Source organism: Gracilibacillus sp. JCM 18860 (assembly GCF_055395245.1).
Map to the genome: position 1 here is coordinate 2,129,666 of NZ_AP043868.1, position 15,823 is coordinate 2,145,488.

General features: G+C 36.8%; 14 protein-coding genes. All 14 read right to left on the minus strand.

Annotation, left to right across the window (positions count from 1 at the left end; genetic code table 11):
• Window positions 1-87: 87 nt before the first annotated feature.
• Window positions 88-654, minus strand: a complete 567-nt coding sequence (locus tag ACZ5R4_RS10730; protein WP_464368457.1) for a DUF6609 family protein — start codon at window positions 652-654, stop codon at window positions 88-90.
• A gap of 58 nt (window positions 655-712) precedes the next feature.
• On the minus strand, window positions 713-1,579 hold the full coding sequence (gene larC / locus ACZ5R4_RS10735; protein ID WP_054860737.1) for a nickel pincer cofactor biosynthesis protein LarC: 867 nt from the start codon (window positions 1,577-1,579) through the stop codon (window positions 713-715).
• Between the two features lie 144 nt (window positions 1,580-1,723).
• Window positions 1,724-3,061, minus strand: a complete 1,338-nt coding sequence (locus ACZ5R4_RS10740; protein ID WP_054860738.1) for an extracellular solute-binding protein — start codon at window positions 3,059-3,061, stop codon at window positions 1,724-1,726.
• Between the two features lie 272 nt (window positions 3,062-3,333).
• Window positions 3,334-3,957, minus strand: coding sequence for a YesL family protein (locus ACZ5R4_RS10745; protein WP_054788463.1), 624 nt, complete (start codon window positions 3,955-3,957; stop codon window positions 3,334-3,336).
• A gap of 30 nt (window positions 3,958-3,987) precedes the next feature.
• Window positions 3,988-4,827: a carbohydrate ABC transporter permease gene (locus ACZ5R4_RS10750; RefSeq protein ID WP_109984684.1), complete on the minus strand. Its 840-nt coding sequence runs from the start codon at window positions 4,825-4,827 to the stop codon at window positions 3,988-3,990.
• On the minus strand, window positions 4,827-5,759 hold the full coding sequence (locus ACZ5R4_RS10755) for a carbohydrate ABC transporter permease (RefSeq protein ID WP_109984683.1): 933 nt from the start codon (window positions 5,757-5,759) through the stop codon (window positions 4,827-4,829). The genes ACZ5R4_RS10750 and ACZ5R4_RS10755 overlap by 1 nt, the downstream gene beginning before the upstream one ends.
• 278 nt (window positions 5,760-6,037) lie before the next feature.
• On the minus strand, window positions 6,038-7,243 hold the full coding sequence (locus tag ACZ5R4_RS10760; protein WP_054860741.1) for an iron-containing alcohol dehydrogenase: 1,206 nt from the start codon (window positions 7,241-7,243) through the stop codon (window positions 6,038-6,040).
• A gap of 86 nt (window positions 7,244-7,329) precedes the next feature.
• Window positions 7,330-8,811: an alpha-N-arabinofuranosidase gene (locus ACZ5R4_RS10765; protein WP_109984681.1), complete on the minus strand. Its 1,482-nt coding sequence runs from the start codon at window positions 8,809-8,811 to the stop codon at window positions 7,330-7,332.
• 20 nt (window positions 8,812-8,831) lie between these two features.
• A complete protein-coding gene (locus ACZ5R4_RS10770) occupies window positions 8,832-10,160 on the minus strand; it encodes a glycoside hydrolase family 27 protein (protein WP_054788459.1) in 1,329 nt (442 codons plus the stop codon).
• Between the two features lie 48 nt (window positions 10,161-10,208).
• Window positions 10,209-11,726, minus strand: a complete 1,518-nt coding sequence (gene arfA, locus ACZ5R4_RS10775; RefSeq protein ID WP_277678006.1) for an arabinosylfuranosidase ArfA — start codon at window positions 11,724-11,726, stop codon at window positions 10,209-10,211.
• Between the two features lie 276 nt (window positions 11,727-12,002).
• Window positions 12,003-12,422: a DUF4064 domain-containing protein gene (locus tag ACZ5R4_RS10780; RefSeq protein WP_054860743.1), complete on the minus strand. Its 420-nt coding sequence runs from the start codon at window positions 12,420-12,422 to the stop codon at window positions 12,003-12,005.
• Between the two features lie 96 nt (window positions 12,423-12,518).
• Window positions 12,519-13,364, minus strand: coding sequence for a carbohydrate ABC transporter permease (locus tag ACZ5R4_RS10785; RefSeq protein WP_054788458.1), 846 nt, complete (start codon window positions 13,362-13,364; stop codon window positions 12,519-12,521).
• A 38-nt stretch (window positions 13,365-13,402) separates the two neighbouring features.
• Entirely contained in the window at window positions 13,403-14,281 is an 879-nt protein-coding gene (locus ACZ5R4_RS10790; RefSeq protein WP_109984678.1) for a carbohydrate ABC transporter permease, read from the minus strand.
• 66 nt (window positions 14,282-14,347) lie between these two features.
• Window positions 14,348-15,604 carry an extracellular solute-binding protein gene (locus ACZ5R4_RS10795; protein ID WP_464368458.1) on the minus strand — a complete coding sequence of 419 codons (1,257 nt, stop codon included), beginning with the start codon at window positions 15,602-15,604 and terminating at the stop codon, window positions 14,348-14,350.
• Window positions 15,605-15,823 lie beyond the last annotated feature (219 nt).

Below are 15,823 nucleotides of genomic sequence, written 5' to 3' on the forward strand. Positions count from 1 at the left end.
TGTTAGATTGTGTCCAACAATTGGGGTGCAATTCAAATTTGCGCGTTTTTACTCCTTTTTTCTTCCCTTATTGAACTAGCGCTCCCTTTAGTTGAAGTTGTTTAATGCTTCATCACCCATATTTGAATTTTTCGTTTGACGTTTCATAAGGAGCATTTTGAACCCATAAATTACTTTTAAAATACCGTCAATCATTGCGAACAAAAGAAAAGGAACACTAACTAAAAGGATTCCCATTATTGAGTTCACTGTCGTCAATACCCCTAACAAGAGAATTATTTTACCTTGAGAAAAATAAAAACCAAAGAAATGAATACCTATAATGGTAAAAATACATAGCCAAAGCAATCTTAAATCATCAGAGCCAATAATTAACCCACAAATCGTACAGAGAACAATAGTTACAACAACCGAAATATTGTCCATTCTATCTTGAAACTTAGAATTCTTACCATATGATAGCTTGTTATTAAGAAAAGGAAGAACAAGAATTAAGAAAAAACCAATAAAATAACCAAACCCCATAATAAACGGATGAATAAATAAGTCTCCACCCATTATCGCCGAAACAATAATAATAACTCCAACATAAACTAACCATACCCCTACCGTTCTTTGAGTATTATATTCTCTTTCCCTTCCTTCTCCCCCCATTTTCTCCCTCCTCTTTTTGTCATGTCAACTTTAATATCTTGCAGTTTAATATAAACAACTAGAAATCACCTAGCATTACTCGAAGAACATTTGGATGTTCTCTAAAGGTCTTCGTACCCGCACCATATCCGGTTTGGTTGATCTTCATACTTGGTACCGATTGACTGAATTCGTCAACTAACACCTTTATGATGGCTGCACCGGTAGGAGTTGTTAACTCTGCTGTTACATCGATATTTTGAAGTGGGACATTTTTTAAAATCTCAAGTGTAGCTGGTGCCGGGACTGGATAAATACCGTGATCAATCTTAATTCTTCCTGAGCCGGTTGGAACGGGTGATGCAATAATTTGATTCACCGCTAACTTATCGATAAGAATTGCTGTTCCAACAATATCAATAATCGAATCAATTGCTCCGACTTCATGGAAATGTACTTTCTCTAAATCCATCCCATGTATCTTCGCTTCTGCCTCGCCAATTACGCGAAATATCTTTTGGGATATTTCTTTGACAGAATCACTTAACTCAGAATTGGCAATTAATTCGACGATATCTTTATATGTACGATGATGGTGGTGATCATGGATGTGATGATGGTCATGTTGGTGGTTATGCTCGTGCTCATGATGATGGCCATGCTTATGATGATGCCCATGATCATGATCGTGTTCTCGAACATGATTATGATCGTGATGGTGATGATGGTGCCCATGCTCATGATGATCATCAAATAACACATCAAACTTTAAGCTTGAGATTCCATTTTTATTCACTCGTTCTGTCTTCAACTCATATTCTTGGTGTATACCTAGCTTGAATAATTCTTCCTCTAAAAATTTTATCGAAATTCCAGTATCCAATAATGCACCGATTGTCATGTCACCACTTATCCCTGAAAAGCAATCGATATATAATGTTCTCATTTCCAATCACCTCTTTCTACTATATTATCATAGACTTGTTTGTAAGCTTTTTCAATCATGTTTTACTAACCTTCCGTGGAACAATTTTGGTTTACATTAAATAGCAAGGGCTATCCCATACAATATGGAATAGCCCCATTTTTCTTATTCACTGCCTGTTTGCGATTCAACGGCTTCTTGTGCCTTATTAAGTGCTTCTTCAGCGGTTTGCGATCCGTCCCTTAATACACTATTTAACGTATTTGTATTTAGCTCTGTTGCAATTGTTGGTGTATCTTCCGTAATATTCAATGCATTAATTTCATCTTTTATATCATTCAATGTGTCAAAGATATCATCACCAAAGAATTGGAAGAACTTATTATCTTCTAGGATAGCTGGATCATCCCACACATCATGACGTGGAGGATCGAAGCCTAGTACTGTCCATAACTTGATATTCGCCTCTTTGGAAAGTTTTGCATAAGCAAGGAATTCCTTCGCTAACTCTGGATGTTCTGTTTGATTCGTTACAACAGTACCCGTTCCACCCATACCGGCAGACCGCTTGCCACCTTCTTCGAATGCCGGCATTGGACGGACTACCATTTTTCCTTCTAAATCTGTCATATAATCTGTGAAACGACCCATATACCAGATTGGCATACTAATCGCAACTGCTCCTCCATCATTCATATAAGCATAAAATTCCTCTGCATGTGGTTCACCGCCTGGGCCCACTTCCGCAATTCCTTCATCCTGCATTTGCTTCAATAATTCTAGTGCTCGTATATTTTCTTCTCTATTAATGGTAATGTTTCCGTTTTCATCAATGAAATCAGAGTCTTGTTGTGATACCATTTGGAAGTATGGAAGATAATCGCCTGTGAATGTATTAAACATCATTGCATCTGTATTTTCTACAACCTTTTTACCCGCTTCTACAAAGTCATCCCATGTTTTGATATCATCTGCGTTAACTCCTGCAGCTTCTAATATCTCAGTATTGTAGTACATAACAGATGCCCCTACGTGTGTTGGCATTCCATAATAGTTACCATCCTTTGCATAGATCTCAAAGCGAGATTTGACAAAGTTATCTATTTCTGGTTCTACATAATCGTTCATGGCTAATAATTGTGGTTCACCCTCTAGGAAGTTAGGAAAACGACCAATTTCAATATCTGCTATGTCTGGTGCTCCTTTTCCTGATTGTAATGAAAGCAAGAGATTGTTATGCATATTATCGTACGGATAGGTCTCAGCTGTCAGTTTAATTGGTCTATCTGGATTTTCCTCATTCCATCTTTCAGCAGCATCCATATAAAAATCGTTATGCAACTCTACAAAGGTCCAAAGCTTTAATTCTGTGGCATCTTCGATATCATCACCAGCTGTTACTGTTTCGGTAGCTTCCTCTGAGCTATCTCCACCACCACAAGCGACTAAAAGCATGGCAACAAATCCAAAAAGTAATATGAGCAAACTTCTTCTGCTTTTCATTTTCCAACCCCCAATGAATATTATATTTTGGTTCTACCATTAATAGAAACCGCTTACAAAATGGTTGTTAAAAAAACGAATCTTATTAATCAAAGTTTTGTTCGACTTGTACGTAACTTTATTGAACATCAAACTCATGAAATAGATTCGTGTAACTTCCATTCTATTACTTTGATCTTAACATTCAACTTATAATTTGTCAATAAGTTTTTCGATACATACATTTAGTTGTCTGTTTTATTTTCAACAATTTGATTATTCAACCGTATAATCTAACGATAACTATGCTCGTCAATCTTATTGAACACCTGCATCACGAAGAACATCATCGTAATTGCGGTGAGGCCAAAGGTAATAAATACAAACATGGATGGAAGCTCTAATGATACATAACAAATTAGAAATATTACGGCGAAAATAGCAACGGAAAAAGGTAATTTGGACATTCCAATAATAAATGCATTTTTAAAATACTGCTTAATTGTTGTATGGTAGTGTGTAATTAACGGGAAAATCCATACTAATACTAAACTATAAAAGAAAAGGACTAAATAATAAGCAAAGACAACAAAAATCGGTATTTGATTTCCTAATTCTATCATAGCACGGTAATTGACAAAGAGAATAAGTCCAATAGCCATCAATATCCAGCCAATAATATTTGATCTCACAAATTCTTCTTTATATACCTTTCTAAAATATTGTAAAACCGAGGTCATCTCTTCTTTTCGCACCCATTTTCTTGCAACTGCTAAACTAGCAACAGTTGCCGGGAATACCCCGGCAATGAATAAGCCAAGTAGGGAGGAAAAGATCCATAGTAGATTTAACCAAGCAATGTTCAGGATACCTTTTAGAAATTTATCTAATGAACTCACTATTTGTTGTCCAAACATCTTTCATCACTCCCTAACTCTCTAAAATGATTAACCCTTTACTCCACCAACTGTTAGCCCTGCCACGAAGTATCTCTGGAAGAATATAAATAATATGATAATTGGAATTACTGTCATTACAGATCCCGCTATAAGCACATCATAATTATTTCCATAAGGAGTTAACAGTGTCGCTAATCCTATTGGCAATGTAAACATATCATTAGATCTTAAAACAATTAATGGCCATAAGAAATTATTCCAACTACCTAGTCCTTGTAAAATAGCCATAGCACCTAAGGATGGAGTCATTAATGGTAGCATAATTTTAAAGAAGATTCCGTATTCCGTGGATCCATCGATTCTTGCAGCATCCATCAATTGCAACGGTAATCCCAATGCATACTGCCTAAAAAAGAAAACAGCAATAGGTGCTACAATCATTGGTAGAACAACACCTGCATACGTATTCACAAGTCCCGAAGTTATCATCATCTGGAATAGCGGTAACATTAAGATTTCAAATGGCACCATTAAAATGAATACAACAAAACCAAAGAATAAATTTTTCCCTTTAAAATCATAAACAGCGAGCGCATAACCAACCATGGACGAGAAAAATAAGGATAAAACAATCGTAATAACTGAAATGATTAAACTATTTATATACCATTGCCAGTAGCCATCCGCTTGAGTAAAAATATATAAATAGTTATCAATGTTTAGCTTACTCCAATCAAATGTGAGACTAATACCTGAACGCATTAACTCAGATGATGGCCGAAAAGACGATAGGAGCAAGATTAATACTGGGAACAAAGCGATGAAACAAATAATTCCCATCCCCACATTTGCAATCCATTTAAATGTTCTGCTTTTTGCATTATTCATTACTCATCACCTCGCTTAAATGCACCAGTAAGAATTAATTGAATAAAACTAACGATAAAGATAATGATCATTAAAATAACCCCTATCGCAGCACCAAATCCCATATCATTTTGTTGAATACCTTGTTGATAAATATAGCTAACAACGGTTAAACCAATATTTCCAGGCGATCCTGCTGGCCAGAATACATAACTTTCTTCAAACATTCTAAAACCATTGATAATAGAAATGGTGACAACAAAAATAGTAACCGGTTTCAAAAATGGTAAGGTGACATACCAGAATTTTTGCATAATCGTCGCACCATCAATTTCTGACGCTTCATATAATTCCTCCGGGACATTTTGTAAGGCTGCCAAGAAGTATAAAATATTAACCCCTAGCCACTTCCACACACATAACATCACCATTAGCATCATTCCTGACCATGCATTAAACATCCAATCTACGGAGTCAAAGCCTAGCCAATTTAGAATTTGATTCGCCGCACCGGAATCTGTTTCCCCGAACATTAAGCGAAAGATCATACCAGCAACAATGGTAGATGCCAAGGCTGGCATAAACAAGGATGCTCGAAATAATGTCTTTAACTTAATAAATTTTGAATCCAAAATAATTGCTAAAATAATGGGAAGTATGGTTAAAATAGTGACGGTTAAAACAACATAGATGGTTGTATTGGTTAGAGCCCTATAAAATGTAGGGTTGAATACCCTTTCATAATTAGCTAAGCCGATAAAGTTCACTTGACCAGGCAAAACGCTTTGGAAGCTCATAATAATACCTTGAATTGCTGGATAGACAGTTAAAATTAAAAACGAAATTAGAAATGGTGACACAAAAATATATGGTACTACCTTCTTGGAATTGAGAAACTTCATAAATGAACTCTGTTTCCTTTCGACCGTGTTGGACGTTTGACTAATTGCCATATTTACCCCTCCAATTCTATATAACTGCTTCAACCAAAATCACCTAAGATTTGTATGCGCTTCCATTTAGCGAATAAATAATTTCTATATCATTTTTGATACAAATCTCCATAATCACTCATAACTCTTTTAAATGGTACGTATAAGTATGAGTTGTTTCTATTATATATAACTGGATAACTTTTTTCAATGGTTTTTTAGAAATCTTTAATGAATAACCTTTTCTTTAAGAAGTATCCTTTTCAAATAGGAAAGGATACTTCTTATTTGTTTTTATTTCACATTGGCAAAGGACTTGAATTAAATGGATAAGGCAATTCTGTTTTTTTGATTTGATTGATTAAAAGCAGGCCAGTACATCGATCTCTCAAGTTATGCGCTTGATTTAAGCTAGCACGGACAACCTTATCCTCTATTTTTAATGCTTGTATTGAATCAGGTCCACCGACTTTTCTTAAATAGCTTCTTAATTGCTCGGCTTCAGGTATCGATAGGATCAATTCTTTTATAGTCCTCCAATGCTTTTTCACTGTTCCATTTTTTATATCTTCTAAGGAGGATTCTGTTACAAACTTCTTGTATAGCTCAGCAATAATAGCTGTTGTTACTCCAACCTTTGCTCCATGCAAATGTTGTTTTTGATTTTTTTGTAGCATATCCATTTCTAAAAAATGAGACAGATGATGCTCTCCACCTGATGCTGGTCTCGAGTAATCTAATACAAGCATCACCAGTCCTGATTCAATCAATGCTTGTATTAATATTTTTATACCTTCCTCGTCACGTTGAGCTATTTTTTCTATATTATTGATACAAGTATCTAGAGCATATCGCGTCATTGCTGCCGCCCGTGCTTGATATGGTTCATTTGCGATTAGACGAGAGATTTCCCAATCGACTAGGGAGGTATACTTACCTAAAATATCGCCAAACCCTGCAGCAGTCAGCTCCCTAGGGGCCCGTACTAATATATTTATATCCGCAAAAACCGCAATGGGAGAGGCCGTTTGAATGGTTTGTTTTTTTCCTCTTAAGATTAATGGTGCTCCTTTGGAAGTGAATCCATCAACAGAAGCAGCTGTTGGTACAGAAATAAACGGAATATCCATTTTATGGCCAACAAAACGAACAATATCGTGAATAGTGCCAGATCCTGCGGCGATTAGTAATGTGGTTTCTGGAGAAGTGGCTAGCATTAGCTCTACAAGCGTCTCTTCATTTGCGATCACTTGATTATGTTCTGTTGGCGTTAGAATAACTAGTTGAGTAATGAGACCTTCCTTTTCCAAAAAAAGTGTTAATTCATCTCCTACCACCTTTTTCGTGTTATCGTCTGTCACAATAACAATATGTCTAAATTGATGTTTGTTTGCAAATTCTGGAATTCGCTTTATCACTTCTTTTTCTATATAAATAGCCGGAAGATTTATGTCATTACATTCCAGCTCTTTTATTAACTTATTTAACTCATCTTGAAAATGCAATTGGCTCACATCCCTGTACATTTTTATATCTTTCGATTAAAAAAAGCCGACAAGTTTTACTTATCGACCTTTTCCTCTTTCTTTCCTTACTTAACAGATATTGCGGTAACAGATTTGGAAGGTAGTTTTACCGTTAAGACAGTGCCGTTCACTTGAAAATCTGTAAATTCAACCGGTTTTACGTTATCCGGATTGTCGAAGGTGTTATGGGCATCTAATTCATTTGCTGTTAACACACGTCCGGAGACATTTTGAACATCTACACCCCTTAAATCTATTTCAAGATCTGTCTCCTTATCTTTGTCTACATTACATAACGTAATATTAATTGTTCCATCTTTAGCTCTGGAAGCAGATGCAGTAATTTGCGGCAAGTCTTTGTCATCGACTTTTTTCACATCTGTTTGGATAGCTAAAGCCAATTTCTCTGCATCCTGGTGAACTTTATACATTTCAAACACATGATAAGTAGGTGTAAGAATCATTTTTTCCTTATCTGTTAAAATCATTGCTTGCAATACGTTAATCGTTTGGGCAATATTAGTCATTTGGACACGATCATTGTGATCATTAAATATATTTAATGAAATCCCTGCAACAAGGGCGTCACGGATCGTATTTTGTTGATAAAGGAATCCTGGATTCGTACCTTCTTCTACATCATACCAAGCTCCCCATTCATCAATAATTAACCCAACTCGTTTCTCTGGATCATATTTATCCATAATGGTACTATGTTTTTCAATCAATTCTTTTATATGGTACGCTCTTTGTAATGTAATGTCCCACTCCGCTTCAGGGAAGTTGGTTGCAGAACCTTTACCCGTCCAAAATTCACCTGGCATCGTATAGTAGTGTAGGCTAAGTCCATCCATCATATTTGCCGCTTCACGCATGAGTACCTCTGTCCAATTGTAGTCATCGACGTTCGGACCACCTGCAATACGATAAATCTTATTGTCCCCATAATTTCTTACATAGGTTTGAAAACGACGGTAAAGATCTGCATAGTATTGTGGACGCATATTACCTCCACAACCCCAGTTTTCATTTCCAACACCAAAATATTTAAGGGGCCACGGCTCGTCTTTTCCGTTTTCTTTACGAAGATTGGCCATTGGGGACTCGCCGTCAAATGTCATGTATTCCACCCATTCGGACATTTCTTGAACTGTTCCACTCCCTACATTTCCACAAATGTATGGCTCTGTCTCCAGCATGTCACACAACATCATAAACTCATGAGTACCAAAGTGGTTATTCTCAATTACTCCGCCCCAGTGTGTGTTCACCATACGTTTACGATTTTCGCGTGGACCAATTCCATCCTTCCAATGATATTCATCTGCAAAGCATCCTCCTGGCCAACGTAGTACAGGAATTTTAATATTCTTTAATGCCTCTACCACATCCTTTCGAATGCCATTTGTATTTGGTATGGAAGAATCTTCTCCTACCCAAATTCCTTCATAGATACAACGACCTAAATGTTCTGCAAAATGACCATAGATATTTTTATTAATCGTACCTTGACCTACATCTGCATTAATGACTGCTTTATTCCCCATAATATTCACCTCATTATTTATTATAAGTTCAATTTTGTTACACGCTGGCAATATTGTACAGATACATTAGTTAATTGAATAAACTTTGTACCGTGTGGCGGAAGTTCAAAGTCTATTATGTCTGTAGCCAAACCTAAATCTGCTTTCTCCCAAAGGTCACGCATTTCTACTTTATCGCCACCTATACCTAACTGCTCAAAGGTTACGGTTACTCGCTCCCTCTGATCATTAAGATTAAACAAAGCAACATAGATGGTATGATCATCCCCATAGGATGTCCATACGACTTTATCAAGATCTCGATAAACTTGACGAGCACCTACACCATTTCGATGTACATCTAACACTTCCTCGTTAGTAATTAACGATAAGGTCCAATCATCATTGTCCCTTAATTCACCACCAAACATTAGTGGTGATTTGAAGATCGACCACAATGTCATCATGGTCAATTGCTCGTCTTTCGTAAATCTGGTATAACGATCACTTGCACCACCATCAACAGAACGTATACCAATATGTCCTAAAGGAAGCATGTCGGCATCAGGCCAATAGCCTGGTCCGACGTTTTTACTCCATTTATAACAGCGATCGAACATGTCATAAAGCAATGGCCATAAATCCCAAAAGTCATCAGTCATCCGCCACATATTGGCATTTTCTTCTAGCAGACTAGCATATTCCAAAGGAGCTGGACCTGGTGATAAGCTTAACACCATCGGTCTACCACAGTTATCAATCGCTCTACGAATCATCTTAATTTCTTCTACATGAATGCCATAAAGCTTGGAATCTGCAATGTCATCTACCTTGACAAAATCGACTCCCCATTCCGCATAAAGCTGAAAGAGAGAATCATAATACTGCCTGGCCCCATCTTTTGTATGGTCTACACCATACATATCCGTATTCCAAGGACAGATAGAATTCGGCTTCGCAATATCTCGGGCTCTAACATCTGTCCCCAATATTTTAGTATTCTGATGAACGGCTTGTCTTGGAATCCCTCTCATAATATGGATACCAAATTTCAATCCAAGCTGGTGCACATAACTGGCAAGAGACTGAAAGCCTTTGCCATTTCTGGCTGAAGGAAATCGATTGACAGCAGGGATGAGACGAGAATACGCATCCATCTCTAATGGAACAAATGGCCGATAGGCAGAAGAAACAGCCCCAGGCTCTGACCATTGAATATCTACGACTATATATTCCCATCCATAATCCTTTAGATGTTCGGCCATATAATCAGCGTTTCCTTTTACTTCCTCTTCGGTTACTGTAGCACCATAACAATCCCAGCTATTCCAGCCCATTGGAGGTGTTAGGGCTTCATGATGATGTTTCATTAAAATTACATCCTCCCTAGTATCCATACTGATTGACAAACGAACGAACTAATTTTTCTTTTGTAAACGCACCATATTCCATGAGAATTTAGGGAAAATACCTACTAATTTCCCATCATCCAAATAGGATTCACCATTTGTATGTGGTTTTACATTTTCTTCTGTTGCTGTATTAATTGCTTTTGCGTTTTCATTTTCCAATACTACATGCTCGATTACGCTATAGCCTTCAAATGAACGAACATCAATGTCTACTTCTAAGTCTTTTTCTAGGTGACGGTTTGTAGCAAAAATTACCAACTCTTCTTTTTCTTCATTATATACAACAGATGGATCTAAATATGGAACATCTGTGAAGTCCTTACTATCATATTTCGGTGAACTAACAACAGGATTCAAAGCGACTCCGCGTCCAAAGACAGAAGTATAAAAATATGGATAAAAGATTGTTTGCTTCCATGCTGCACCACCATTTTCTGTCATGATTGGTGCAATCACATTAACAAGCTGCGCCATACAAGCAATTTTCACACGATCAGAGTGGCGAAGCATAGTATTTAGCATACTACCTACTAATAGAGCATCCTCAAATGTATACACATCCTCTAATTGAGGAGGGGCAACTGTCCATGGCTCTATTTCCTTGTCTTGTTGATTAGAGTGGAACCAAACATTCCATTCATCAAAGCTTAAATACATTTTTTTCTTGCTACGTTTCTTTGCTTTAATGTAATCACAGGTTGAAATAACCGTTTGAATAAAGTTTTCCATATCCATCGATTTCGCTAAAAAGTTAGCTGTATCGCCACTTCTATTACCATAATATTGGTGAAGTGAAATATAGTCGGCTACGTCATACGTATGTTCCAGTGTTTCTGCTTCCCATGAAGGGAATGTAGGCATGTTAGAATTTGAGCTTCCACATGTTACAAGCTCAATAGATGGATCCACCAGTCTCATGGCTTTAGCGGTCTCATAAGCAAGCCTTCCGTATTCTTGTGCGGTTTTTTGTCCAACCTGCCATGGGCCATCCATTTCGTTACCTAGGCACCACACTTTAATATTGTGAGGGTTTTCATAACCGTGCGATTTTCTTAAATCACTCCAGTAAGTACCTCCGGGATGATTACAATATTCTAATAGGTTTCTCGCGGCATCTACACCCCTAGTTCCGAGGTTAACGGCCATCATCACATCTGTATTCGCTGCCTTTGCCCAGTCAACGAATTCATTTGTTCCAACCTGATTGGTTTCTATTACTCGCCAAGCAAGCTCTAGACGTTTAGGGCGATCTCCTTTCGGTCCTACACCATCCTCCCAATTATAAGCAGAGACCATGTTTCCTCCTGGATAACGAACGATAGGGACCTGAAGTTCTTTGACTAAATCTAAAACATCCTGTCTAAATCCATGCTGATCAGCAGTAGGGTGCTCTGGCTCATAAATGCCGCCGTACACCGCTCGCCCTAGATGCTCAATAAATGATCCATAAACACGAGGGTCAATTTCAGAGATTTGAAACTCTTTGTCTACAACCATTTTTGCTTTTACTGATTCTGTTGCCATATTATCCATCCTCTCACCATAATGATTTATAACGCTTTCACAAAACTACAAAAAAATAAATCATTGCTTCCATTGGATTAACTTGAACGTATGGGTTTGCTTTAAATTCTAAAAAATAATAAAATGGTACGTATATTAAGACTAAGAAAAAAACTGAAATATGTCAAGAGAAATAACCCAATTGAAAAACATTTTTTCTATTCTTCTTCTCCAGTTATTTCTTATCATGAATAACAAAAAAAGAGTAGAGATACTCATTATCTCTACCTGAATTATTTATGCGTTTTGAAGCTTCTGTGCTGATAGCTTGATCGCTTTATTTTTTGCCATATACAAGACAAATGCTAGCATGTATAGAACAAATCCTATGACATCCATAGACAATATTTGTAAAATCGCCCAAACTCCAATCCAAATTATCAGTTTATATTGGATTTCATTATCTTTTATTTTCGTAGCAACTAGAAAGTTTACGATTGCTCCAATTAAGACAAATAGACCAAATATAAATATAATCTTGGAAACATTGTTCACCATTTGCGATCCCGCAATCATCGTATTGGTATCTAGGTTTTGTAGCTGTTTTTCACCTTGTGACGTAAACCAGGAATTATAACTGAAAATTGTTAAAAGCGAAGTTACTAAATTCCATAAGGCACCTATCATAATAAGTTTTCTTTCAAAGCCTCTTTTCATTTACGCTCCCCCACTTCCGCTAGAAAAGCTTTGATTCGTCCGTCTTTATCTAGTCTCTTATATAGTTGATTTCCACAAACATCATGACAATAACGATTAACCTTTAATTCCTGAGTTTAAATTAATCGCAGAAACAAAGTATTTTTGTGCAAAGAAGAATAGGAGTAATGTTGGAATAATCGCCAGAATAGCTGATCCCATTAACTGACCTATCATTCGGTAGTTTCCATAAATGTCTTGTAATAGCAATAGCCCTGCTGTGACTGGCATCTTATCTACATCTGTATAAACAATAACTGGCCAGAGAAAATCATTCCATGATCCCGTAAACGAGAACAATGCACAAACAATTAATACCGGTCTAATTAGTGGAAGAATAATTTTTGAGTAAATCGTGAAATCACTTGCACCATCTACTCGAGCCGACTCATCTAGCTCCATCGGTATTCCCTTCATAAATTGCCTTACAAGGAAGATATTCCCCATCCCAGCAAGACCAGGAACGATCATCGCCCAAGGTGTGTTCACCCATCCTAGAATATCAATAATTTTATACGATGGAATTAAGTTTACTACATTTGGGAAGAAAGAGATACCTAGTAATGTGAAGAATAAGAAATCCCTTCCTTTAAATTTCATCCGCGAATAACCATAACCTGTTATAGAAATCACTACAACAACTAAGAGTGTGTGTAATGTTGCAATAAAAACCGAATTCCACAACCATTGTAAAATTGGTGCAGAAGAGGTGTTTTCTAAAATAGCAACATAATTCTCTACAATCCAATTGACAGGTAATAACCTAAATCCTTCATTTACAACCTCTGTTTGAGAACGAAAAGATGTAACAATACCGAAAAGAACAGGAATCACCCATATTGCACTGACAACGATTAAAAACAGGTATGATAAATATTTTGATAGTTTAATTTTTTTAAGCATTTTTTCACCTCTACTCTTGTCATTTCAATATGATGCTATTAGGCAGCATTGCGACTCATTACGTAATATTGGATAGCAGATATCACGAGAATGACTAAACCTAGTAATACCGCCATCGCTGATGCGATCCCGGCAATGGATTCACCATGACTAAAAGCTAAATCGCGTATATACATCATGAGTACTGTCGTTCCTTGCTTCGGTCCACCACTTGTCATCATTAAAGGCTGTGCAAAAACGTTAAACGCCCCTGCTGTTGTCATGACCATTGTATAAATTAATGGAAACTTAATAGACGGAAGTGTGATACTAAAGAATTTCCTTACTGGACCTGCCCCATCTATTTCCGCTGATTCATATAAGTCCTTTGATACACCATTAATACCTGCACGATAAATAATCATATTACCACCAATACCTGCCCATACAGTGATGACAATGATCGTTAGCCAAGCATAAGGCTGAGTTGCTGCCCACACATGCTCTGAACCAAATAAATTGTTCACAACACCTAGCTGCTTATTGAAAATAAGTGACCAGATTAAGGCTGCTGCAGAAATGGATATTAAACCAGGCACATAAAGTAGTGTTTGAAATAAACTCGTGAATTTTACTTCTTTATGTTCTAAGGCAACGGCGATCATCAACGGGATAATGATCATCAACGGAACGGTAAACACGACAAAAAGCAATGTATTTACTAAGCCATTAAAAAATTGAGCATAAAAGGTAGAATCTGCGTCTGTTAAAATGGTTTTATAATTATCTAAACCTACCCATACAGGATCACTGATTAAATTCCAATTGGTAAATGACGCATATATACCATAAATAGAAGGGATCAATATGAACACAATAAATAAGATAATATGTGGGCCCACAAAAAATATCGGTGCGAAGTTTCTTTTATTGTTCAACCGTACTACCTCCTTGTTCAAAAGCAATGTGCCAATGAGACATGGCACATTGCTTCTTACAAATCATTACTCTTCCGTTGCTTCCTCGGTCTCAGCATTTTCAATATCTAATGAACCTTCTGAAACCTTATCTTCCACGAATTTTTGCATCTCCGCTAATCCTGTATCCACATCTATTTCACCATGGATCATATCTGCCACATAGGTATCTAACGCTTCTTGAATGTATGGATAGTGCTCATACGTATAAATATATAGTGATTCCTCTTCTTCCGGAGTAGATGTGAAGAATGACTGCATATATTCATCATATTCTGGACTCTCTACTACTTCTTTACTTGCTACGATTTGGCCAGCCTCTGCCCATTTAATAGAATTTTGACGAATAAATTCCAAGAAATCAGCGATACCTTGTTCTTTTTCATCTGTTCTCTCTTCATTTGTTAGCATAGAGAATAAATGAGAAGATGCACGGTTATGGAAAGTGCTTGGTTCGAAAGCATAAATATTGGTTACACCAAAATTTAATCCTTCTACTTGCGCATGTCCAGTTGAGCTCCAAGTACCATCTGTAGAGAATAGTACATTACCAGATTGGAACATTAAATAACCATCTTCCCCGTAAGGTGTCATTAAGCCTGCATCTGATAGTTGCTTCACCGCTTCAATTGCTTGTTTCATTTCTGGAGTATTGACAGCTGGTTTTCCACCTTCTTCAATGGAGCCACCCAAGTTTTGGATCTGAGCTAGGATTACCCAGCTAATTAAAGCATCATTTAGAACATAGTCGCCTTCCTCTAGCTTACCTTGTAAGGAAAGCATTTCATCAAATGTGACAACATTATCATCTAACCAATTTTCCACACCATATTTCTTCATTAAATCCTTATTAAAATACATCGCATTAGAATGGATATCTAATGGAACCGTATATTGAGTACCTTCCACATTCCCTGCGTTCCAAGCTTCTTCTAAGAAATTCTCTGTCTTAATTTCTGGTTGCGCTTCCATGACCTTTGTCATCGGTTCCAATAAGTCCTGCTTGACAAAGCTAGGTACTCTATCTGCGTGAATAATGGACAAGTCAGGGATACCGTTTCCAGAATTCAATACAGTGTACATTTTCGTGTACATATCCGAAGTAACGACATGCTCTACTTTAAACTCTGGATCTGTTTCATTATACTTATCTACTAATTCATCCATATAAGCACCATCTTCACCAGTTAATGGTGTCCAAAATTGGATGGTATTTTTATCACTACTACATCCTACTAATGTAAACACTAACAAAAGTAACATTGCTGATAGGAACTTTTTCATTAATTAAACCCCCAAATAATTTTATTTTTAGTTTCAAAGTAAATCACTAATTGGCCTCTACCGTTTTCAGTATTTTCACTACTGACTTTTATCCTGTTTAAACGACAAATAAAAAACGCTTACAGTTCTTTGTAAATCATCTCCTTCTTGCTAATTATATTTATAATTGGTATATCATAAAACACACTTAATACGAACAACTTTTATAAAACGTAAAAT